We start from the raw sequence: 22,046 nt of genomic DNA, 5'->3' as shown, positions 1-22,046 counted from the left end.
ATCACGGCAGTTGTTTGTCGTACAGCCACGACGACAACAGCGGCCCGACGGGCAGGGCGGTGTGCCGCCGCATGTGGGCGATGAAAGCCTCGGTGGAGACATTGCCGTGCCGGTGAGCGGTGGTCCAGTCCCGCAGGTGCCAGAAGAACGCCCGGTCGCCCAGCGTCCGCCGCAGCGCGTGCAGGGTGAGGGCCCCGCGCTTGTAGACGCGGTCGTCGAACATCACCGCCGGCCCCGGGTCGGCCAGCACGAAGTCCTGGGGGAGCACCTCCAGGCGGCGGCGCCAGCGGGCGGCCAGCTCGTCGGCCGTCTGCCCGCCGGACGCCTCCGACCACAGCCACTCGGCGTAGGTGGCGAAGCCCTCCTGCAGCCAGATGTCGTTCCAGGCGGCCACGGTCAGGCTGTTGCCGAACCACTGGTGCGCCAGTTCGTGCGCGACCAGCCGCTCGTGCCCGCGCCGGCCGTCGACGTGGTTGCGCCCGAAGATCGCCATGCCCTGAGCCTCGACCGGGATATCGAGGTCGTCGTCGGCCACCACGACGGTGCAGGTGGCGAACGGGTAGGGGCCGAACCGGTCGGTGAACAGCGCCATCATCTGGTCCTGGCGGCCGAAGTCGTGGCGGGCGCGCGTACCGAGCCGGGAAGGGTGGGCCAGGCGGGTGCGGCCCACGTCCGTGAACTGGTAACGCCCGACCTGCACGCTGGCCAGGTAGCTCGCCATGGGCTCGGCCTGCTCGTACACCCAGGTCGTGGTGCCGGCCGACCGGGACTTGCCGGCGAGCACGCCGTTGGCGACCACCTGGTACGGCGAGGCGGTGGTGACTGTGATCCGGTAGGACGCCTTGTCGTCGGGCCGATCGTTGCACGGGAACCAGGAGGGCGCGCCGATCGGCTGACCGGCCACCAGCGCGCCGTCGCTCAGCTCCTCCCAGCCCAGGCCGCCCCACGGGCTCCGTACCGGCCGGGGGCTGCCCGTGTAGCGGACCTCCACCGTGGCGGTGTCCCCGGCGAGCAGTGTCGCGGGCAAGCCGACGCGCAGCTTGCCGTCGCGGTGCGTGTAGCGGGCGCTGACGCCGCCGACGGTGACGCCGACCACGCGGAACTGGCCGAAGTCCAGGTCCAGGCCGTCTAGCGGCTCGCGCGCGAGCACCGACAGCCGTGCCGTGCCGTCCAGCCAGTTGGTCGACACGCGGTACTTCAGCGCCAGTTCGTAGTGCGCGACCCCGTACCTGAGGTCGCCGTGCGAGGGAAAGTACGACGTCATCGCCAGGCCGCGATGGGATTGCCGAACCATCGGGAGCCGTCGGGGACGCCCTCTCCGCGCATGACGAGCGAGGCGGGGCCGATCGTGGCGTCGGCGCCGACCCGCGCGGCGGGCAGGATCACGCCGTGCGGGCCTAGTGTCGCGCCCCCGTCCAGCGTGACGGTGTCCATGCTCATGACCCGGTCGTGGAACAGGTGCGTCTGCAGCACGCAGCCCCGGTTGACGCTGGCGCCGTCGCCGACGCTCACCAGGTCCGCCTCGGGCAGCCAGTAGGTGTGAAGGGTGACCCCATGCCCGATGCTTGCCCCGAGTGAGCGCAGCCACACGTTCAGGGGCGCTGTTCCCAGCCACGGTTCGGCGAACCAGGGCGCCGCCAGCACCTCCACGAAGTTGTCCGCCAGCTCGTTGCGCCAGACGAACGAGCTCCACAGCGGCCGGTTGCTCGCGGCGATCCTGCCCACCAGCGCCCATTTCGCGACGGTCGCCGCGGCCGCCGCGACCACTCCGGCCGCGAGGAACAGCACGCCGCCGAGCAGCGCGGTCACCACGAAGCCGTACGACGCCGCGAGCCACTCCACCGCCCCGGCGGTCAGCACGGCCAGTGCCACCGTGCCCATCGCGGGCACCACGCGGCAGAGCTCGACCAGCGCGCGGGCCACCTTCAGCCGCGCGGGCGGGTCGTAGGTGCGGCTCCGGTCGCCCTCCTCGGTGGTCCGGCGCAGCTCGACGGGCGGCATGCCCAGGTACGACGAGCCGGACTTGGCCTTCTTCGGCGTCGCGGACAGCACGCCCACCAGGCCGTCCTTGGGCACCTTGCGGCCCGGCGCGGTCATCCCCGAGTTGCCGAGGAAGGCCCGCTTGCCTATGCGCGCCGTCGCGATGTGCATCCAGCCGCCGTCGAGCTCGTACGGGGCCACCATCGTGTCGTCGGCCAGGAAGGCGCCGTCGCCGACGGAGGTCATGGTGGGCAGCGCGAGCACGGTCGACAGCTCCACGCCCCGGCCCACCTTCATGCCGAGCGCGCGCAGCCAGGCCGGCGTCAGCACGCTCGCGTACAGCGGGAACAGCCAGACCCGGGCCGCCGACATCAGCCGGCCCGTCGCCCACGCCTGCCACGCCTGGCGGCTGTGCACCGGATGGTGGCCGGGGCGCAGGCGGATGCCGAGCAGCCGCACGCTCACCAGCGTGACCAGGGCGAACACCGCCATTCCGACGACCGTCGCGAGCGGCACGCCGATCAGCGCGCCGGTGAGCGCCGCGCCGAGGGTGCGCGCGTCCCCGGCGTAGCGGGCCAGGACCGCCAGGCCGGACACGATGGCGACCGCGGGGAGCAGGCTGAGCACGACGGCCGACAGGCCGTACACCAGCACCCAGCGCCGGGAGCGGACGGCCCGGTCGGACGGCCGGGACCGGCGCGACTTGCCCTGCCGGGTGGCCGGGGCCCCGGCCCAGCGCTGCCCGGCCGGTACGGTGCCCGCGACCGCCGAGCCCGGGGCGATCTGGGCGTTCTTTCCGATCTTGGTGCCGGGCAGCAGGGTCGACCGGGAGCCGATCGTGGCGCCCGCGCCGATCCGGATCTCGCCGACGCGCACGATGTCGCCGTCGTACCAGTAGCCGCTGAGATCGACCTCCGGCTCGACCGAGGCGCCGCTGCCCAGCCGGAGCAGACCGGTCACCGGGGGAGCGGAGTGCAGGTCGGCGTCGGGGCCCACCTTGGCGCCGAGCATCCGGGCGTACAGGCCCATCCACGGCGCGCTGGCCAGGTCGGGGACGCCGAGCCTGGCGGCCAGCTGTTCGGCGAACCACAGGCGCAGGTGCACGCCGCCGCCGCGCGGATGGCGGCCGGGCCGTACGCGGCGCAGCAGCAGCCGGGCCGAGCCCGCGGCCAGGCCCATCCGTCCCGGCGGGGTGACGAACACCAGCCAGCCCAGCGCCACCCACCACCACGAAAGGGCAGGCGCCCAAGGCGGCGCGAGCAGGTTGCCGAGCGTCGCCAGCAGCACGATCCAGCGCATGGCGCCCGCCGTGAGCAGCGGCACCATCAGCGCGGCCTGCGCCACCGAGGCCCGCACGGGCATCGGCGTCACCGCCCGGCGGGCCGACTTGGCCGGGCCGCGCGTGGCCAGCAGCTCCGCCAGCCCGGCCAGCGTCGGGTGCGCGTAGACGTCGCCCACGGCCACGTCCGGGTAGTCGGCCCGCAGGACCGACACGAGCCGGGCCGCGGCCAGGCTCGTGCCGCCGTCGGTGAAGAAGTCGGCCTCCGGCCCGTCCGGCGCGACGCCGAGGACATCGCTCCATCGCTGGGCCAGCCAGCTCTCGACCGGGCTCAGCTGGCCGGGTGCGGTGGCCGAGGTGCCCGGGTCGGTCAGCGGCCAGGGCAGCGCGTCACGGTCGATCTTGCCCGAGGTACGCGTCGGGAGCGCCTCGACCATCGCCAGCCGGGGGACCAGCGCGGCGGGCAGTGATTCGGCCAGCAGCTCGCGGGCCTCCGCGAGGTCGAACCCCTCGCCCGCCACGAGGTAGCCGACGAGCAGCTGGTGGCCGCCACCGGCGGTCCGCACCGCGGCGGCCGCGCCCGTGACGCCCGGCAGCGCCTGCAGCGCGGCGTCCACCTCACCCAGCTCGATCCGCCGGCCGCCCAGCTTCACCTGGTCATCGGCCCGGCCGAGGAAGTAGAGCCCTTCCGGCTCGGCGCGGACGAGGTCGCCGCTGCGGTAGGCGCGTTCCCAGCCGAGTGAGGGCAGCGGCGTGTACTTCTCGGCGTCCTTGGCCGTGTCCAGGTAGCGGGCCAGGCCCACGCCGCCGATGATCAGCTCTCCGGTCTCGCCCATGGCCACCGGGTCGCCCGACTCGCCGACCACGGCCAGATCCCAGCCGTCGAGGGGCAGCCCGATGCGTACGGGCTCGGCGCCGGTGAGCCGCGCCGCGCACGCGACGACCGTCGCCTCGGTGGGGCCGTAGGTGTTCCAGACCTCTCGTTCCGGTACGGCCAGCCGCTCCACCAGCTCGGGCGGGCACGCCTCGCCCCCGAAGATCAGCAGCCGGATGCCATCGAGCGACTCGACCGGCCAGAGCGCGGCCAGGGTCGGCACCGTCGAGACAGCCGTGATGCCCTGCGCGGCCAGCCAGGGTCCCAGGTCCATGCCGGTACGCACCAGCGACCGGGGGGCGGGCACCAGGCAGGCGCCGCGCCGCCAGGCCAGCCACATCTCCTCGCAGGAGGCGTCGAAGGCGACCGACAGGCCCGCGAGCACCCGGTCGCCGGGGCCCAGCGGGCGCTCCTGAAGGAACAGGCCGGCCTCGGCGTCGACGAACGCGGCGGCGGAGCGGTGCGTCACGGCGACGCCCTTGGGCTTGCCGGTGGAGCCGGAGGTGAAGATGATCCAGGCGTCGTCGTCCGGCTGGGGCGCTCGCGGAGCGTGATCGTCGCGGGGGGCCGGCGACTCGGGCGACATGGTCCGTACGACCAGTCTGCCGGTCAGCTCGTCCGCCGGGTCGTCCGCCGGCTCGTCGGCCGGCTCGTCGCTCGCTCTGCCGGTCACGATCGCGGAGACGGCGGCCTCGGTGAAGACCAGCTCGGCGCGCTCCTCGGGGTCGTCGGCGTCGACGGGCACGTACGCGGCGCCGGCCGCGAGCACGGCGAGGATCGTGACGTACAGCTCGACGGTGCCGGACGGCACGCGTACGCCCACCCGGTCGCCGCGGCGGACCCCGGAGGCCGTGAGCTCGTCCGCCACCCGCGCCACCTCGGCGCGGAGCCGCCGGTAGTCGAATCGGGTGGTGCCGTCGTCGAGCGCGGGCTCGTCCGGGTGGAGGCGCGCGGTCTCGTCGAGGATGTCGAGCAGGGTACGGGGCGCCGAGGCCAATGGGCCCGCCGGATAAACGGCCCGTGAAGCAATTCTTAACGGCTCGAAACAGTCAATGTCTTCGATATGATCGACGTGTAGGAGATCGGCTGCGTATGGGCGCAAATACTGCTCCTCAAGTCAGGCGGAGCCGACCCTGCCGCATTCTGCCGCCCTTTGAAGGGCCCTGAAGGGCACACGCTGCGTCCGCCGCCTTTGTGGCTTTTGCGCCACCGCGAGTCCAACGGTCGCACATCGGGCGTATATTCCGATCCTGCGGGGGCGCGCGAATAGGAGTCTACTTTGTAAAGGCGGCGGGCGCGGTTGGTCCCGCGCTCACGCACGCTTGGCGATGGCGGTGATCCACGGCTGGACCAGCCGCGCCGCCAGCGGCCCGAACGCGGCCAGGATCAGCACATATGCCGCGGCCAGCGGCCCGAGATCGGGGTGGGCGCCGGCGCCCACCGCCAGCCCGGCGATCACGATGTTGAACTCGCCGCGGGGGATCAGCGAGATCCCCGCTCTGGCCCGTCCGGCCTTGCCGATACCGGCCCGGCGGGCGGCGTAGAAGCCGGTCAGCAACTTGGTGACCATGCTGACCACGGCCAGCAGCACGGCCAGCCCGGCCACCGGGCCGATCTTCGTCGGGTCGGTCTGCAGGCCGAAGAAGACGAAGAAGACGGCCGCGAACAGGTCACGCAGCGGGGCCAGCAGCGCCTGGGCGTCCTCCGCCAGCTCCCCGGACAGCGCGATGCCGACCAGGAACGCGCCGACCGCGGCCGACACCTGGAGCTGCTGGGCCACGCCGGCCACCAGCAACGCCAGCCCGACCACCTTCAGCAGCAGCACCTCGGAGTTGGGGCTGCGTACGAACGCCTCGATGAAGCGGCCGTAGCGCAGCGCGACCAGGAGCACCACGCTGACCGTGCCCAGCGCGATGGCCACGGTGACAGCGCCGCCCACCAGGCTCAACCCGGCCAGCAGGGCGGTCAGGACGGGCAGGTAGACGGCCATCGTCAGGTCTTCGAAGACCAGGAGCGACAGCACCACCGGTGTCTCGCGGTTGCCGATCCAGCCCAGGTCCGACAGCACCTTCGCGGTGATGCCGGAGGAGGTGGCGTAGGTGACCCCGGCCATCGCCACCGCCGCCACCGGGCCCCAGCCCAGAAGTAAGGCGCAGATCGCGCCCGGTGCCGCGTTCAGCACCAGATCCACGAGCCCGGCCCGGGCGTTGCCCTTCAAGCTGGTCACCAGCTCGTCGGCGTTGTACTCCAGGCCGAGGGTGAGCAGCAGCAGGATGACGCCGAGCTCGGCGCCGACGGAGATGAACTCCTCGCTGGTGGCCAGCGGCAGAATGCCGCCGGTGCCGAAGGCGAGTCCGGCGATCAGATAGAGGGGGATCGGGGAGATGCCGACGCGCAGGGCAAGCGCTCCCAAGATGCCAAGCCCCAGCAGAACCGCGCCGAACTCCAGGAACAGAATCGCCGTGTGATGCACTCGCGGCCCTACCCGTTGACAAAGATGTCGGCCACCGCGGCGGTGCTGTCAGCGCTGCCCACCACGACGACGATGTCGCCCGCCGCCAGGACGAAGTCCGGGCCAGGGCTGACCAGGACCTGGCCGGCGCGTACCGCGGCCACGATGGAGGCGCCCGTACGGGTGCGCACCCGCGCGTCTCCCATCGGCCGGCCCGCGTACGGCGAGTCCTCGGCGATCGGCAGCTTCTCGCTGACCAGTCCCTCGACCTCGCGGTGCAGGTCGTTGAGCCGCTGGATCACCCGCGGCGCGCCCAGCAGCTCGGCCAGCGCGTCGGCTTCCTCGTCGTTCAGCTTGACGGTCTCACACGCGCGATCGGGGTCGGCGGGATCGTAGATCACCAGGTCCCGGCGGCCGGTGCGGTGTGAGACGATGCCGATCCGCCGCCCGGACCGCGTGGTGAACTCGTGCCGCAGCCCGATCCCTGGCAACGCCGTCTGTTCGATCTCCACCGCTACCCCATCCGGTCAAGATTTCGATTACTTGGTCAAACCGTATCAATACTGCGGGTTGACAGCGGGGGGTCGTCTGGGGGGAGAGGCAGGCGGGACGGCGTCAACGCCGTGTTATCGTCCCACACCTGACAGTTGCCGATAGACCATCGGGGGAGCCATGGAACGCAGGTTCGCCGTGCGTGAGCAGCTGACGGGTGTGGTGCGGGCAGCCCTGGGGGCCGAGCGACGGCTGGCCGACGTGACGCGCCTTAGAGGTGGCACGAAGAAGGGCGTGTACCGGCTCCTGCTCGACGACGGTTTCACCGCCATCGCCTATATCTGGGACGCGGCCGAGAACTACTGGCCCGGTCTTCAGGTCGACGATCCCGCGGACCCGTTCTCGCCCGCTTCCGGTCTGGAGTTGTTCGAGGCCGCTCGTCGGCGGCTGGACGACGCCGGGGTGCGGGTGCCGCGGGTCTATCTGGCCGACCGGAGCAGGGAGCTCTATCCGGCCGACATCGCGGTGGTCGAGGACGTGCCGGGCGGGACGTTGGAGACGCTGCTCCAGCGTGATCCGCGGGCGGCGGCTCCGGTCCTTGCGCGGCTGGCCGAAGCGCTTGAGGAAATGCGCGGTCAGGTGGCGCCGGGCTTCGGCAAGGTGGCCTGGGTCGACCGTGGCGGGGTCTCCGCGGGCCGGTCGTGCGAGCAGCTGGTCTTCGACCGGGCGCTCGTCGACCTCGAGGAGGGGGCCGCGCGGGACGGGCGGCTCGCGGCGGCTCGTGATCGGCTGGCGGGCGTGGTCCGGGAGCTGGCGGCGGGCGTGCGGCCGCGCTCGGCGCACGCGCTGGTCCATGGGGAGCTGGGGCCGGACCACGTGCTGGTGGACGCCGCCGGGCGGCCGATGCTGATCGACATCGAGGGGCTGATGTACTTCGACGTCGAGTGGGAGCACGCGTTCCTGCGCCTGCGCTTCCACGAGCATTACGAGTCGCTGCGCTGGGAGGGCCTGGATGAGCGGCGGTTGTCGTTCTACACGCTGGCGATGCGTCTGTCGCTGGTGGCCGGGCCGTTGCGGTTGATCGAGGGTGATTTTCCGGGGCGTGAGTTCATGCGGGGGATCGCCGAGCACAATCTGCAGCAGGCGCTGGCGTTCGTCGGCGGGTGAGCGGTCAGGCCGACTTGCCGTGGCGTTCCGGGCGGCGGCTGGGGTGGTCGTGGGGCACCAGAGTGGGATTGACGTTGTCGAGTATTGACGTTGAGAGTACGGTGTCGCGGTCGATGACGATCCGGGCCACGTCGTCGCGGCTCGGCATCTCGTACATGAGATTGAGCAGTGTCTCTTCGAGGATGGCGCGGACGGCCCTGGCACCGGTGCGGCGCAGGAGCGCCTGGTCGGCGATGGCGGCGAGGGCTTCGGCGGTGAATTCGAGGTCGATGCCGTCGAGGGCGAAGAGCCGCTGATACTGCCTGATGACCGCGTTGCGGGGTTCGGTGAGGATCCGGATGAGGTCCGCCCGGTCGAGTGGGTCCAGGGTGGAGATCACCGGTAGCCGTCCGACGAGTTCGGGGATGAGACCGAAGGTCAGCAGGTCGGCGGGGGTGACGTGAGATCGCGGGCCGGTTCTCCGGGTGGGGGCGTATCCGGCGCTGCCGCGCCCAGTGCGTTGTCCGATGAGGTCGTCGAGGCCGGTGAAGGCGCCACCCGCGATGAACAGCACATGAGTGGTGTCGATATGGATGACCTCCTGGTGGGGGTGTTTGCGGCCACCTTGGGGCGCGACACCGACGGTGGTGCCTTCCAGGATCTTGAGCAGTGCCTGCTGGACGCCTTCGCCCGAGACGTCGCGGGTGATGGAGGGGCTGTCGCTCTTACGGGTGATCTTGTCGATCTCGTCGATGTAGACGATGCCTGTCTCGGCCTTCGCGATGTCGTTTCCGGCGGCCTGAAGGAGTTTGAGGAGGATGGTCTCGACGTCTTCGCCGACGTAGCCGGCTTCGGTCAGCGCGGTGGCGTCGGCGATGGCGAAGGGCACGTCGAGCATTCTGGCGAGGGTCTGGGCGAGGTGGGTCTTGCCGCTGCCGGTGGGCCCGATGAGCAGGATGTTGGATTTGCCGAGTTCGAGGTCCTCGGTGTGCCGGACGCGTTTGTAGTGGTTGTAGACGGCGACGGCGAGTGTTCTTTTGGCGGCGTCCTGGCCGATGACGTAGTGGTCGAGGCGTTCGTGCATGTCCCGTGGTGTGGGCAGGTCAGGGGGCGGGGTGCGCTCGTCGGCCTCGATGAGTTCGGTGCAGAGTCCGATGCATTCGTCACAGATGCAGATGCCGGCGGGGCCGGCGATGAGCTTGCGGACCTGCCGCTGGGTCTTGCCGCAGAAGGTGCATGTCGGCTGGTCGCGTACCACTGAGGTATCTCCTCGATGATCAGAGGGTCGACGATCAGAGAGTGACGGTGAGGGCGGCCAGGCGCCAGGTGCCGGGGTCGGGGGCGCGCGGCGCGGGCTCGGCCAGCGCGAGGCCGGGGTGGCGGCGCAGCAGGGTGGTGAGGGCGACCTCGGTCTGTACACGGGCGAGGGCGGCGCCAACGCAGAAGTGCGGGCCGTGGGAGAAGCCGAGATGCCCGGGTTGCCCGGCGGGCCGGGTGAGGTCGAGGCGGTCAGGGTCGGCGTAGGCGCGGGGGTCGCGGTGGGCGGCGGCGATCGAGGCGGTGACGGCGTCTCCCTTGGCCACGGGAGTGCCGCACAGTTCGGCGTCTTCGCGGGCGTAGCGGGGGATCGTCAGCAGGGTGGGGCCGCACCAGCGGATGAGCTCTTCGACGGCGCCCGGCATGAGGCCGGGGTCGGCGCGGAGCGCGGCCAGTTGGTCGGGGTGGGTGAGCAGCGCCTCGACGGCGTTGGCGATGAGGTTGGTGGGGGTCTGGCCGGCCATGACCAGATGCCAGATGAGGGTGACGAGCTCGGTGTCGCTGAGCCGGTCACCGTCTTCCGCCTGGGCCTCGACGAGGTCGGAGATCAGGTCGTCGGCGGGTTCGGTCCTGCGGCGGGCGACGGCCGCCTTGGCGCCCTCGATGATCGCGGGTATGGCGGCGGCGAAGGCGGGGCCCGCGCTGGTGACGACGGTGGCGCCGTACTCGCGCCAGCGGAGGCGGTCGGGCGCGGGGATGCCGACGAGCTCGCAGATCACGTCCATGGGCAGCGGCCGGGTGAAATGGGTCATCAGGTCGACAGGGCCGTGATCGGGCAGGTCGTCGAGGAGCGCCTCGACGATCGGCCCGATGCGCGGGGCGAAGTCGGCGGCGCGGCGGGCGGTGAAGGCGGGGGCGGCCAGCCTGCGTAGCCGCAGGTGCTCGGCGCCGTTCATCTCCGACATGGTGCGCATGTACGGCCGGTAGTCCTCGGGGACGTCGGGCCGCATGAAGCTGTCGCTTCTGATCTCGAATCGGGGGTCGCCGAGCATCGTCTTGATGTCGGCGTGGCGGGTCACGACCCACATGGGGCCGAAGCCGGGGGCGCCCACGCGGGCGATGGGGGAGATCTCGCGGGCGCGGCCGTAGGCGGCGAAGGGGTCGCGGTGCACGTCGGGGTCGGTGAGGTCGATGTGCGGTACGTCGCTGGTCATGTGTCCTCCACGCAGAATTTCGGATGATCCCATCATACGAATGGTGAAGGTATCTTGATGATGGATGTTCGGCAAACTCCGGCAGGTCGCGCAAAATCGGTTGCCCGGCCCGGCGGCCGTCTGTTGTACTCCCTCCCGGCAACCAGTCCACCCCACCCAAGGAGCACGCCGATGAGGCCAGCGTTCGTGTCCCCCGCGACGGCAACAGCCACCTATCTAGAGGACAGAACGCTTGAAACGCACGTTGAACTTGGGGATCTTGGCGCATGTAGACGCCGGTAAGACCAGCCTGACCGAGCGGCTGCTCTACGCCGCCGGTGTCATCGACGAGATCGGCAGCGTCGATGACGGCAGCACCCAGACCGACTCGCTGGCGCTGGAACGACAACGCGGCATCACGATCAAGTCCGCCGTCGTCTCCTTCGTGATCGGCGACGTCACGGTCAACCTGATCGACACGCCCGGCCACCCCGACTTCATCGCCGAGGTCGAACGCGTGCTGAGCGTGCTCGACGGCGCCGTGCTGGTGATCTCCGCCGTCGAGGGTGTGCAGGCCCAGACCCGCGTGCTGATGCGCACGCTGCGGCGGCTGCGGATCCCCACCCTGCTGTTCGTCAACAAGATCGACCGCCGTGGCGCCCAGGACGACGGGCTGCTGCGGGCCGTCGCCGAGAAGCTGACGCCCGCGATCGTGGCGATGGGCTCGGTGCGCGATCCGGGCACTCCAGAGGCGGCCTTCCGTCCGTACGGACCCGGCGACGCCGCCTTCACCGCGCGGCTGACCGAGCTGCTGGCCGACCACGACGACGCCTTCCTGGCCGCCTACGTCCATGACGAGACGGCCCTCTCCTACCGGCGGCTGCGCCGCGAGCTCGCGGCGCAGACCGGGCAGGCGCTGGCGCACCCGGTGTTCTTCGGCTCGGCGATCACGGGGGCGGGCGTGGACGCGCTGAGCGCCGGCATCGCGGAGTTGCTGCCCGCCGCCCAGGGCGAGCCCGGCGACCCCGTCTCGGGCACGGTCTTCAAGGTCGAACGCGGCCCGGCGGGGGAGAAGATCGCTTATGCCCGGATGTTCGGCGGAACGGTACGTGTACGGGACCGGCTGCGGTTCCACGACGGTCAGGGCGAGCCCCGTGACGATCAGAAGGTCACCGCGCTGAGCGTGTTCGAGCGCGGCGCCGATGTCCAGCGCCCCTCGGTCGCGGCGGGCCAGATCGGCAAGCTGTGGGGCCTGGCCGACATCCAGCTCGGCGACACGATCGGCGAACCGCCCGAGGACGCCGGCCGCCACCACTTCGCCCCGCCCACCCTGGAGACGGTCGTCGTCCCCGCGAGCGCCGCCGCGCTGGGCGCCCTTCGCGTGGCCCTCGCCCAGCTCGCCGAGCAGGATCCGCTCATCGACCTGCGCCAGGACGACATCCGGCAGGAGATCTACGTCTCGCTCTACGGCGAGGTGCAGAAGGAGGTCATCCAGGCGACCCTGGCCGCCGACTTCGGCCTCGAGGTCGGCTTCCGCGAGACGACCACGATCTGCGTCGAACGGCCGATCGGCGCCGGCGCGGCGGTCGAGTTCAACGGCAAGGCGCCCAACCCGTTCCTGGCCACCGTCGGGCTGCGCGTCGAGCCCGCTCCGGTGGGCACCGGCGTGCGCTACCGGCTGGCGGTCTCGCCCGGTGCGTTGCCGCTGGCCTTTCACAAGGCGGTCGAGGACACCGTACGAGAGACCCTGAACCAGGGCCTGTACGGATGGCGGGTCGCCGACTGCACGGTCACCATGACGCACTCCGGCTATTCGCCCCGCCAAAGTCACTCCCACGCCGTCTTCGACAAGAGCATGTCGAGCACCGGCGCGGACTTCCGTCACCTGACGCCACTGGTGCTGATGAACGCGCTACGACAGGCCGGCACCAGGGTGCACGAGCCGATGCACCGCTTCACCCTGGAGGTCCCGGCCGACACGATCGGCGGCGTGCTGCCGGAGCTGGCCCGGCTGCGGGCCGTCCCCCGCACACCGGCCATGCGGGGCGCGTCCTGCCTGGTCGAGGGGGACATCCCAGCGGCCCGCGTACACGAGTTGCAGCAGCAGTTGCCGGGGCTGACCCGCGGCGAGGGTGTGCTGGAGTCCGCCTTCGACCGTTACCAGCCCGTCTCCGGCGCGGCACCGGCCCGGCCGCGCACGGACCACAACCCGCTGGATCGCAAGGAATACCTGCTGCACGTCATGCGGCGGGTCTGATCAGCGGTCAGGGATGCTTTCGGTGGATCAGTGGGGCAAAGGGGCAGATGTCGCTATTGTTAACTTCGCGCGCCTCAGCGTCACCTCCGGCGCCTCTGGTAACCACGGTCACCGAGGCAGAGCCCGAGAGACAGGCGAACGGGACAGCCACGGGGAAAGGCGCGCTGCACGGCGTCCCGTCCGTCGAACGGGGATAGGGACCGGGTCGCTTGTCCCATGCGGCGATCCATGAACGACGGGACTGGTCATGGCCACGCGGCGCGAGCGTCTTCGCTATTGGTTCGACAACACGATGTCGAAGGGCACTCCGGCCCTGATCGGCTGGCTCGCGCTGGTGACCGTGGTCATGGTCGGCAGCTTCGGCGTGCTCGTCTATGTGCTCGCGCGGGACGACCTGCCGCACCAGAACTGGAACGAGGCGCTGTGGGGCATGCTCATGCGGGCGATGGACGCCGGCACCGTGGCCGGCGACAACGAGGGCAGCCCGCTCTTCACCGTCCTGGGATTCACGATCACGATCGGCGGCCTGCTCATCGTCAGCAGCCTCGTCGGTGTGCTCACCACCGGTCTGGACAACAAGCTGACGGAGCTGCGCAAAGGCCGCTCCAAGATCGTGGAGTCCGGGCACACGACGCTGATCGGCTGGTCGGACCAGATCTTCACGATCATCCCCGAGCTGGTGGAGGCCAACGAGAGCGAGTCGAAATCCTGTGTGGCGATCCTGGGGGACCGCGACAAGCTGGAGATGGAGGAGGAGCTGCGCTCGCGGCTGGGCAGCACCGGCAAGACCCGGGTCGTCGTCCGCTCCGGCAGCCCGACCGAGCCGACCGACCTCGACCTGATGAGCCTCGACACGGCGCGGGCGGCCATCGTGCTGTCCCCGGCCGGTGACGACCCCGACGCGCACGTCGTCAAGACGCTGCTGGCGCTGACGAACCGCAACTGGCGCCGCCGCCGCCCGCCGATCATCGCCTCCGTCACGGACACGACCAACCTGGTGGCCGCCGAGCTGGCCGGGGGCGGCCACGCGCAGGTGGTCGACACCGACGACATCGCCTCCCGGCTCATCGTGCAGTCCTGTCGCCAGTCGGGCCTGTCGGTGGTCTGCACGGACCTGCTGGACTTCGGCGGCGACGAGATCTACCTGCGGCCCGAGCCGAAACTGACCGGCTTCCCCTATGGCGAGGCGCTGTTCGCCTACGAGACCGCCTCGCTCATCGGCATCCGGCACGGCGACGGGTCCGTGGTGCTCAACCCGCCGATGAACACCGAGATCACGCCGGACGACCAGATGATCGTGGTCGCCGAGGACGACTCCGCCATCCGGCTCGTCCGCAGCTTCCCGCCGATCGTCGAGGGCGCGATCACCCGCCCGGTCCGCCAGGCGACGCCGCCGGAGCGGACGCTGCTGCTGGGCTGGAACAGTCGCGCCCCGAAGATCGTGCAGGAGCTGGACCACTACGTCTCGCCCGGGTCGACCCTGCACGTGGCGGCCACCGCCGTCGAGGAGAGCGACAGCCTGGACCGGGCGAAGGTGGCCCTGCGCAACCTGGCGGTGAACGTCAAGGAGTGCGACACCACCGACCGGGTCACCCTGGAAGCGCTGGACGTGGGCACCTTCGACCACATCATCGTGCTGGCCGACGACCGGCTGGAGCCGCAGCACGGCGACTCACGCACGCTGGTGACGCTGCTGCACCTGCGCGACATGGCCTCGAAGTCCGGGCAGCGGTACGCGATCGTCAGCGAGATGAACGACGACCGCAACCGCCGGCTGGCCCAGGTCACCAAGGCCGACGACTTCGTCGTCAGCGACAAGCTGATCAGCCTGCTGATGACCCAGCTGTCGGAGAACCCGCACCTGGGGCAGGTGTTCCGCTTCCTGTTCGACTCCGCCGGGTCGGAGATCTACCTCAAGCCGGCGACGGACTACGTCCAGCCCGGAGTGTCGGTCAGCTTCGCCACCGTGATCTACTCCGCGCGGACGCGCGGCGAGACCGCGATCGGCTACCGCGTGCTGGCCGAGGCCGCCTCGCCACCCGCCTACGGTGTCGTACTAAATCCGGGTAAGTCGGCCGCTGTCACGTTCGGCCCTCGCGATCTGGTGATCGTCCTCGCTGAGGACTGAAGTCATCGGATGAGTTGACCGCCCGGAGGGCGGTGTTTCTTGACTATGGGCTCTGTCTCGTGTATTCGTCGGATGTCTGAGAGATCAGCCTTGTTGGCGTTACCCCCCGTCAGCCCAACGAGAGAGCGATCGCCATGCAGCGCCGCCGCACCCCCTCCAGAGTCTTATCCGCTTGCGCCGCCCTCCTTCTCGCCCTGACCGCCTACATCGTCGGCGCTCCCGCCGCCGGCGCGGAGGTCGAGCACCCGCGGCAGCAGTGGCTGCGCGACTCGACCGCGGGCCTGTTCCTGCACTGGGGCATGTTCACCGCGCCCCGCCACCTCGACTGCGCCGCCTGGGAGCGGGACGTCACCGGCGGTGGCTGGAGCCCTGACTACTGGGTCGACGAGGCCCGCAAGCTGGGCGCCTCCTACATCGTGCTGGCCACCTTCCACAGCAGGCTCGGCTACGCCCGGCCGTGGCCGTCGAAGATCCCCGGCAGCTGCGCCACCCAGCGCGACCTGCTCGGCGAGCTGGTGAAGGCGGGCCAGGCCAAGGGCGTACGGGTCATCCTCTACATGACCGACGACCCGCAGTGGCACAACGAGCAGGGCGTCGAGACGCTCGACTCCGCCGCCTACTCCGCCTACAAGGGCCGCTCGGTCGACCTGACCACCAGGAACGGGTTCGGCCAGTTCAGCTACGACCTGTTCTTCGAGGTCATGGAGAACTATCCGGACCTGGCCGGGTTCTGGATCGACAACGACAACGAGTACTGGGAGCAGAACCAGCTCTACGAGCAGATCCGGCAGAAGCGCCCGTCCTGGTTGCTAAGCAACAACAACGAGGACACCCCGATCATGGACACGGTCAGCAACGAGCAGAAGACCGGCATGACGCCGGCCTATGACTACCCGCAGGCCGCCTTCACCCCGATGCCGCGCCTGACCGAGGCCGACTACAAGCTCCCGACCACCGGCGACTGGTGGTACGACGGCGGCAGCCACCCCGTCGACTTCCGCCTCAGCACCGGCCGCTACGTCACCAACGCCGGCTCCTCGATGAAGTCGCTGATGGCCGAGACCCCGATGGTCAACGGCAGGTTCCCGCCGCAGCAGGAGGAGTTCAACAACTTCATGGCCGGGTGGGTGCCGCCGATCCGGTCTTCGCTGCAGGGGACCGAGGGCGGCGGCTACATGTACGGCGGCATGCAGCCGGGCTTCTGGAACGACGGCGCGCACGGCGTCGTCACCGTCGAGCGCGGCGCGAAGGTCCAGTACGTGCACGTGGTCACCAGGCCCAGGACCGATCAGGTGCGGCTGCGCGACAACGGCTACCGCGTCTCCGCGGTGAGCGATCTGCGTACGGGCGAGCGGATGCGGTTCGCCCAGTCCGGCGGCTACCTGACGATCCTCGGCATCACCAAGTGGGACGACTACGACACCGTGTTCAAGGTCGAGACCCGTGGCCAGGAGCACTTCTATCCCCAGAGCGCGCTCAAGGCGACCGCCACGTCCACCCGCGCGGGTCACCCGGCCGGCGCCCTGGTCGATGGCAGTTTCCAGAACTACTGGGACGCCGACGCCAAGCTGCCCGTCTCGCTCACCCTCGACCTCGGCAAGCGGCGCGAGGCCGCCTACCTGGCGGTCAACCAGCGCGAGGGGTCGCCGACGTACGCCCGCGAGTCGTTCGGCCGCCCCGAGGACTCGGTCCGGATCAAGGACTACCGCGTCTACGCCAGCGACGACGGCAAGCACTGGGGCAAGCCCGTACGTTCCGCCGCGATGCGCAGCGCGCGCGGCGCGCAGTTCATCGACCTCGGCGGCACCCGCGCCCGCTACCTGAAGCTGGAAGTCCTCAACACCTGGGGCGGCCCGCAGGCGCCACGCTTCTACCAGGAGCTACAGATCGACGAGATCAAGGTGGCGTCGGCCTACCCGGTGGGTCTCGGGGCGGCGATGCCGCTGGAGGCGGAGCGGCAGGCCAGGAGCGGCTCGGCCCGGCCGGAGCTGTGCCAGGCGTGCTCCGGCCTGGCCCGGGTGGTGGGGCTCGGCGGCGGCCCGCGCAACGCGGTCATCTACCGTGACGTCACGGTGCCGTCGGCCGGGACGTACCGGCTCGAACTCGATCACACCGCAGCCGCGGCCACCTCATTGTCGGTGAGCGTCAATGGCGCGGCGGCGGTGGAGGTGCCGGTGAGCGGCGACAACGCCGACGTTCCCGCCGCCACGGCGCTGGCGGTGCCGCTGAACGCGGGCGCCAACACGATCACGCTGTCCAGTACGGCCCGGCAGGGCCCAGGGCTCGACCGGATCGCCGTCGCGCCGATGCCGCCGGCCTCGGAGGTCCCGAAGACGACGATGACCGTGGACCCGTCCGGCCTGCAGTGGGTCGGTCCCGGGCAGCAGTCGATGAAGGTGTCGACGAAGCTGCGGCTCGACGTCGACGACGCGCTCGACCAGGTCAACCTGGCCCCGGTGGTGCCGGCCGGCTGGACGCTGACGGGCGCCGCCGCGACGGCCGCCACCCTGCGGCTCGGTCAGACGCTGGAGGGCACCTGGACCCTCACCTCGCCGCCCGGCCAGGACGTCACCGCGGCCGACATCCCCATCACCGCGTCCTTCCAGGTGCTGGGCCGCGCCACCCAGGTCACCAAGCAACTGCGAGTGCGGCCGCGCCCGGCTGACCGGGTGTTCATGCGGGAGGCCGAGGACTCGCGCAACCGGCTCGGCAGCTCGGGCATCACCAACTGCTCGCCCTGCTCGGGTGGGCAGAAGGTGCGCAACCTGGGCGGGGCGGCGGACGCGTACGTGCTGTTCGAGAACGTCACCGTCGACACGGCCCGCCAGTACACGCTGTTCATCGACTTCACGGTCAACGGCGACCGCTCGTACTTCGTCACCGTCAACGACGCCGCGCCGATCGAGGTGAAGGTGAGCGGCGTCGGCAACAACACCCCGTACACGACATCCGTGCCCGTCACCCTGCGGGCGGGCGCCAACACCATCAAGATCCACAACGACAAGGAGGCCGCGCCCGACCTGGACCGGCTGTCACTCGGCTGAGGCTGGTGCCCGCCCCGTGCCGCCGGTCTGCCCGGCGGTACGGGGCGGCTGCCAGGGCCAGCGGCCGTCCAGCTCGACCTGGAGCGAGACGCTCAGGAACGTGCGGACCGCGACGATGATGGCCAGCACCCCGACGCTCTGGAAGGTGGGGGAGACCGCCACGGTCTTGATGATGTCGGCCCCGACCAGGAACTCCAGCCCCAGCAGGATCGAGCGGCCCACGTTCCGCCGGAAGGCCTGGTAGAGGCCGGCCACCTGGCGGGACCGGGCCAGGCTCACACCGTAGGTGATGGTGGCGATGACCAGACCGGCCGCGATCACGGCCACGCCCGCGATGTCCAGCACCGTGCCGATGAGCTCGATGACGTCCTTCACCTGCACGCTGTCCCTCTCCCCGGCCCGCCGATACGTCCGGATCATGGTCGCATACGCTACTTGGGCGCGTTCGCGTCATCCGGGGGTGTACCCACCAGCGCGCACGTCCGTCACGTGAGCAGTCCCCGCACGCCCCGTCGCGTGAGCGGTCCCGCACGCCGGTCATGTGATCGGTCCTGCACGCCCCGTCATGTGAGCGATCCCGCAGGCCGGTCACGTGAGCAGCAAGGCGAGTGCGAGTGTCAGCAGCAGGGAGTCCAGCCGGTCCAGCAGCCCGCCCGCGCCCGCCAGCCACGACGCCGAGTCCTTGGCCCCGGCCCCGCGCTTGACCATTGACTCCAGCAGATCGCCCAGCGGGGCACCCACCGCCACCGCGATCGCCAGCGGGACGGTGAACGCCCCCAGCAGCGCCAGCGCGCCCAGCCCGACGGCCGCCCCGGCCAGCGCGCCGCTCCAGCGCTTGGCCGGGGACAACGGCGACAGGGACGGCCCGCCCAGCGACCGCCCGGCGAACGAGGCCGCGATGTCGCCCGCCGACACCGCGACGAACACCGCCAGCACGACCGGGCCGAGCAGCACCACCCCCACCAGCGGAAGCAACCAGACCACCCCGAACACCCCCAGTGACGCCCTCCTGAGCCCGCCCGCCGCGTCACCCCCGAGCAGCGGCACGAGCAAGACGACCAGGACGGCGGCGACCAGCACCCGCGGCAAGTACGGCAGCGCCAGCCACGCCACCGGCGGCAGCGCACCCGCGACCGCCACGAGCACCACCCGGTCGGGAACGGCCAGCCCCACCAGCCCGCCGTACTCGGCGGCGAGCACCACCCCGGCCACGGCGGCGAGCACCGCTGCCCCACCCGGCCCGGCGTACAGGGCGGCCACCACCACGGGCACGGCCACCGCCCAGGCGCACCAGCGCAGCATGTACTCCCGCCGGCGCGACAGCGCGACGGCGACCCCACCGACGACGAGCGCGACGGCGATGTACGGGACGGCCGTGGCAGGTGTGATCACGGGGTGGCCCGCAGGCGGTCCAGTGCGGTGGCGACGGTGGTGACGACGCGGTCGTTGGCGTCGGGGTCGCGCACCGTGATCCGTACCGTCCGGCCCTCGAAGGCGGGGGACAGGGGCGACAGGTCGCGCAGGAACACCCCGTCCCGCCGGCACGCCGCCACCAGACCGGCCGCGGTCGGCCCGGACCGGGGCAGCGTCAGCAGGGCGAAGTTGGCGGCCGACTCGTGAACCCGCAGATCAGCGCCGAGACCGGCGAGCCGTTCGGCGAGGCCGGAGCGCAGGGCACGGGTCCGGCCCCAGCATTCGGCGTAGTAGTCAGGGTCGCGCAGGGCGTGCACCGCGGCGATCTGGGCGGGCAGGCTGAGCCCCCAGGGCGGGCCCCAGCGGCGCGACTCGGCCGCCAGCTCCGCCGGTCCGGCGAGGTAAGCCGCGCGCAGGCCGGATAAGGCGTACATCTTGGACAGCGATTTGCACACCACGGTATTGCCCGAGGCAGCGGCGTACCGCTCCAGTGACGGCGACGACGACGGCGACGACTGTGACTGCGACGACTGCGACTGCGGCGACGACGGCGACTGCGATGGCGGCGGTGACTGCGATGGCGACTGCGACGGCGACGGCGACTGCCCCGAGTCGGCGTACTCGACGTACGCCTCGTCGATCCAGAACCGCGTCCCGCCCGGCGCGTCCGCGATCACCCGAAGCAGATCACCGGCATCGGTGTGGACGCCGGTCGGATTGTTGGGATTGACGATGACCACCAGGTCATAGCGCTCGCGCAGCGCGTCCCGCAGGCGGTCGAGGTCCGGCCGCCAGCCGTCGGCCCGGCGCAGCGGGAACCGGTCGGCGCGGCAGCCGATCACCTGCTCGACGACATGGGCGTACTCCCCGTAGACGGGATCGGGCAGCAGGACGCGGGAGGAGGCGTCCAGCCAGCCGCGGAACGCGCGGAAGATCAGGTCCGACGAGCCCGCCCCGGTCGCGACGGAGTCCGGGGGCAGGTCGCGGCGTTCGGCGATCTCCTCGATGAGCCCTTCGGGGTAGGCCGGGGGAGAGGTGCGGGCGAGCCAGCCCTGGTCGCCGCCCAGCAATTCGACCACGGCGGGAGCGGGCGGATACCAGGCGTCGAGCACGTCGGCGGGCACGACGTCGTCGCGCGCCGGCAGGCTGCCGAACCGGCGGCCCACCGCCCCGATCGAGGCGCCACCGTGCTGGCAGGCGGGCGGTCCGGGCAGGAACGGCATCTCCAGACTCCAGCGCACCCGAGGCTCCAAAGCGCGCAGCAGCGGGCCGTGGTGCCGCCGCGTCCGTTCAGCCAGCTCGCTCACCTGCCCGGACAGCACTTCAAAGGTGACGGCCCCCGCGTGTACCCGGGTGCCGGTGCCGGTCAGCCCGGCGGCCAGGTACATCCCGAGGATCTCGGTCCGCCCCAGCGCCGCGACGACGCGGCCGCCGTGCGCGGCCACCCAGCGCAGCGCGGCGTACATGAGCAGCGGCGCCGCCGCCGAGCCCCGCCAGCGCGGGTCCACGGTCAGGATGCGGATCTCGAACAGGTCCTCCCTGTCCAGGACCGGATGCCCGGCGCGGCTGAGGTACTTGTCGATCGAATAGCGGCCCGTCCAGGGCGGCGTGACGCTGATGAACCCCACCGGCCGATCGCCGTGGGCGGCGACGATGTAGACGTTGCCGTCGTCGAGGGCGTCGCTCAGCCGTTCGGCCTGGTTGGGCGGGTGCTGGCCGAGCTCGTGCGCATAGACCTCGTGCCGCAGCCGGTAGATCCACTCTCTGTCGGACGCGGACCCGGGGCGGATCTCCAGCATGACCATGTCTAGTCCGACGTACGCCGACACCAGCCGGTTTCCTGGTGAATGCTAGGGGTGGGCGGCCAGCAGGCGGGCGCGGCTGTTGCTCAGGTGGACGCGGGTCGCGGCGCGCGCGCCCTCGCCGTCCTGGCGCTCGATGGCCGCGTAGATGTTCTCGTGCTCGACCACGATCTGCTCGAAATGCCCCTGCCCGGCGGGCGACAGCCGGTCACGCGGCACGATGATCATGGAGGGGCCGAACGACGTGATCAGGTCGGCGAAGTAGCGGTTGCCGGTCGCCAGCGCGATGCGGAGGTGGAACTGGAAGTCGGCGTTCACCGCCGTGCTCGGGTTGTCGGCGCTCGCGGCGAACCGGTCGAGCGCCGCCCGCAGGTCGTCCAAGCGTGGCCCCCCACCCCGGCGGGCGGCGAGCGCGGCGGCCTCGACCTCGAAGGCCATGCGGAAGTCGAGCAGGTCGACCACGTCATCGACGGTCAGCTCGCCGCTCTGGCCGAACTCGAACCTGGCCGAGCCCGGCCGCGCCAGGACGAAGCTGCCGCGGCCGTGCTGGGTCTCGACGAGCCCGGCGGCCTGCAGCCGCGAGATGGCTTCGCGGACGACCGTCCTGCTCACGCCGTACGTCTCCACCAGGCTGCTCTCGGTCGGCAGCTTGTCGCCGGGGTGGATGACGCCTTCCTGGATGCGCGCCGTCAGGTCGTCGACGAGGGTCTGGGTCAGGCTCGCCATCGC

General features: G+C 71.2%; 14 protein-coding genes. 4 read left to right on the top strand and 10 right to left on the bottom strand.

Annotated elements, in window-relative coordinates:
• Position 1 precedes the first annotated feature (1 nt).
• The 4 genes from AB0J16_RS45835 to AB0J16_RS45820 all read right to left on the bottom strand — a co-directional run bounded on the left by AB0J16_RS45835 (position 2) and on the right by AB0J16_RS45820 (position 7,097).
• Positions 2-1,264 (bottom strand): M1 family metallopeptidase, encoded by a 1,263-nt coding sequence (locus AB0J16_RS45835; RefSeq protein WP_358551948.1) that lies wholly within the window; start codon positions 1,262-1,264, stop codon positions 2-4.
• On the bottom strand, positions 1,261-5,130 hold the full coding sequence (locus tag AB0J16_RS45830; protein WP_358551946.1) for a Pls/PosA family non-ribosomal peptide synthetase: 3,870 nt from the start codon (positions 5,128-5,130) through the stop codon (positions 1,261-1,263). Before AB0J16_RS45830 ends, AB0J16_RS45835 begins: the two co-directional genes overlap by 4 nt.
• Positions 5,131-5,445: 315 nt before the next feature.
• A complete protein-coding gene (locus tag AB0J16_RS45825; protein ID WP_357954116.1) occupies positions 5,446-6,606 on the bottom strand; it encodes a cation:proton antiporter in 1,161 nt (386 codons plus the stop codon).
• An 8-nt stretch (positions 6,607-6,614) separates the two neighbouring features.
• On the bottom strand, positions 6,615-7,097 hold the full coding sequence (locus tag AB0J16_RS45820; protein WP_358551944.1) for a cation:proton antiporter regulatory subunit: 483 nt from the start codon (positions 7,095-7,097) through the stop codon (positions 6,615-6,617).
• A 160-nt stretch (positions 7,098-7,257) separates the two neighbouring features.
• Here AB0J16_RS45820 and AB0J16_RS45815 point away from each other — a divergent pair, with 160 nt between their 5' ends.
• Positions 7,258-8,244, top strand: a complete 987-nt coding sequence (locus AB0J16_RS45815) for a phosphotransferase (protein WP_358551942.1) — start codon at positions 7,258-7,260, stop codon at positions 8,242-8,244.
• 4 nt (positions 8,245-8,248) lie between these two features.
• Here the strand turns inward: AB0J16_RS45815 and clpX are convergent, their stop codons facing one another.
• Together clpX and AB0J16_RS45805 are read right to left on the bottom strand one after the other, a co-directional pair.
• Positions 8,249-9,481, bottom strand: coding sequence for an ATP-dependent Clp protease ATP-binding subunit ClpX (gene clpX, locus AB0J16_RS45810; protein ID WP_358551940.1), 1,233 nt, complete (start codon positions 9,479-9,481; stop codon positions 8,249-8,251).
• Between the two features lie 34 nt (positions 9,482-9,515).
• Positions 9,516-10,694 (bottom strand): cytochrome P450, encoded by a 1,179-nt coding sequence (locus AB0J16_RS45805; RefSeq protein ID WP_358551938.1) that lies wholly within the window; start codon positions 10,692-10,694, stop codon positions 9,516-9,518.
• 232 nt (positions 10,695-10,926) lie between these two features.
• Here AB0J16_RS45805 and AB0J16_RS45800 point away from each other — a divergent pair, with 232 nt between their 5' ends.
• The 3 genes from AB0J16_RS45800 (at position 10,927) to AB0J16_RS45790 (ending at position 18,102) form a co-directional block, all read left to right on the top strand.
• On the top strand, positions 10,927-12,930 hold the full coding sequence (locus AB0J16_RS45800) for a translation factor GTPase family protein (protein ID WP_358551936.1): 2,004 nt from the start codon (positions 10,927-10,929) through the stop codon (positions 12,928-12,930).
• A gap of 247 nt (positions 12,931-13,177) precedes the next feature.
• The gene (locus tag AB0J16_RS45795; RefSeq protein ID WP_358551934.1) at positions 13,178-15,058 is read left to right on the top strand and encodes a potassium transporter TrkA; all 1,881 of its coding nucleotides are present in this window, start codon (positions 13,178-13,180) and stop codon (positions 15,056-15,058) included.
• 134 nt (positions 15,059-15,192) lie between these two features.
• Positions 15,193-18,102 carry a CBM35 domain-containing protein gene (locus AB0J16_RS45790; RefSeq protein ID WP_358551932.1) on the top strand — a complete coding sequence of 970 codons (2,910 nt, stop codon included), beginning with the start codon at positions 15,193-15,195 and terminating at the stop codon, positions 18,100-18,102.
• Here the strand turns inward: AB0J16_RS45790 and AB0J16_RS45785 are convergent.
• From AB0J16_RS45785 to AB0J16_RS45770, 4 genes are all read right to left on the bottom strand, one after another.
• Positions 18,091-18,522, bottom strand: coding sequence for a DUF1622 domain-containing protein (locus AB0J16_RS45785; RefSeq protein ID WP_358551930.1), 432 nt, complete (start codon positions 18,520-18,522; stop codon positions 18,091-18,093). The genes AB0J16_RS45790 and AB0J16_RS45785 overlap by 12 nt on opposite strands.
• Before the next feature lie 168 nt (positions 18,523-18,690).
• Complete coding sequence (locus tag AB0J16_RS45780) at positions 18,691-19,494, bottom strand: phosphatidate cytidylyltransferase (protein ID WP_358551928.1); 804 nt, start codon at positions 19,492-19,494, stop codon at positions 18,691-18,693.
• Positions 19,491-21,344, bottom strand: a complete 1,854-nt coding sequence (locus AB0J16_RS45775) for a histidinol-phosphate aminotransferase family protein (RefSeq protein WP_358551926.1) — start codon at positions 21,342-21,344, stop codon at positions 19,491-19,493. Before AB0J16_RS45775 ends, AB0J16_RS45780 begins: the two co-directional genes overlap by 4 nt.
• 21 nt (positions 21,345-21,365) lie before the next feature.
• Positions 21,366-22,043: a FadR/GntR family transcriptional regulator gene (locus AB0J16_RS45770; RefSeq protein ID WP_357954095.1), complete on the bottom strand. Its 678-nt coding sequence runs from the start codon at positions 22,041-22,043 to the stop codon at positions 21,366-21,368.
• Positions 22,044-22,046 lie beyond the last annotated feature (3 nt).

The organism is Nonomuraea sp. NPDC049750, from assembly GCF_040659625.1.
Taxonomy (GTDB): Bacteria; Actinomycetota; Actinomycetes; order Streptosporangiales; family Streptosporangiaceae; genus Nonomuraea.
Note: the sequence above shows the minus strand (reverse complement) of the source record. Positions and strands in the feature narration are given on the sequence as shown.

Coding starts and splice junctions, on each gene's coding strand:
- AB0J16_RS45835 (WP_358551948.1), bottom strand. CDS start 1,264: ATGACGTCGTACTTTCCCTCGCACGGCGACCTCAGGTACGGGGTCGCG.
- AB0J16_RS45815 (WP_358551942.1), top strand. CDS start 7,258: ATGGAACGCAGGTTCGCCGTGCGTGAGCAGCTGACGGGTGTGGTGCGG.
- AB0J16_RS45805 (WP_358551938.1), bottom strand. CDS start 10,694: ATGACCAGCGACGTACCGCACATCGACCTCACCGACCCCGACGTGCAC.
- AB0J16_RS45795 (WP_358551934.1), top strand. CDS start 13,178: ATGGCCACGCGGCGCGAGCGTCTTCGCTATTGGTTCGACAACACGATG.
- AB0J16_RS45790 (WP_358551932.1), top strand. CDS start 15,193: ATGCAGCGCCGCCGCACCCCCTCCAGAGTCTTATCCGCTTGCGCCGCC.
- AB0J16_RS45785 (WP_358551930.1), bottom strand. CDS start 18,522: ATGATCCGGACGTATCGGCGGGCCGGGGAGAGGGACAGCGTGCAGGTG.
- AB0J16_RS45770 (WP_357954095.1), bottom strand. CDS start 22,043: ATGGCGAGCCTGACCCAGACCCTCGTCGACGACCTGACGGCGCGCATC.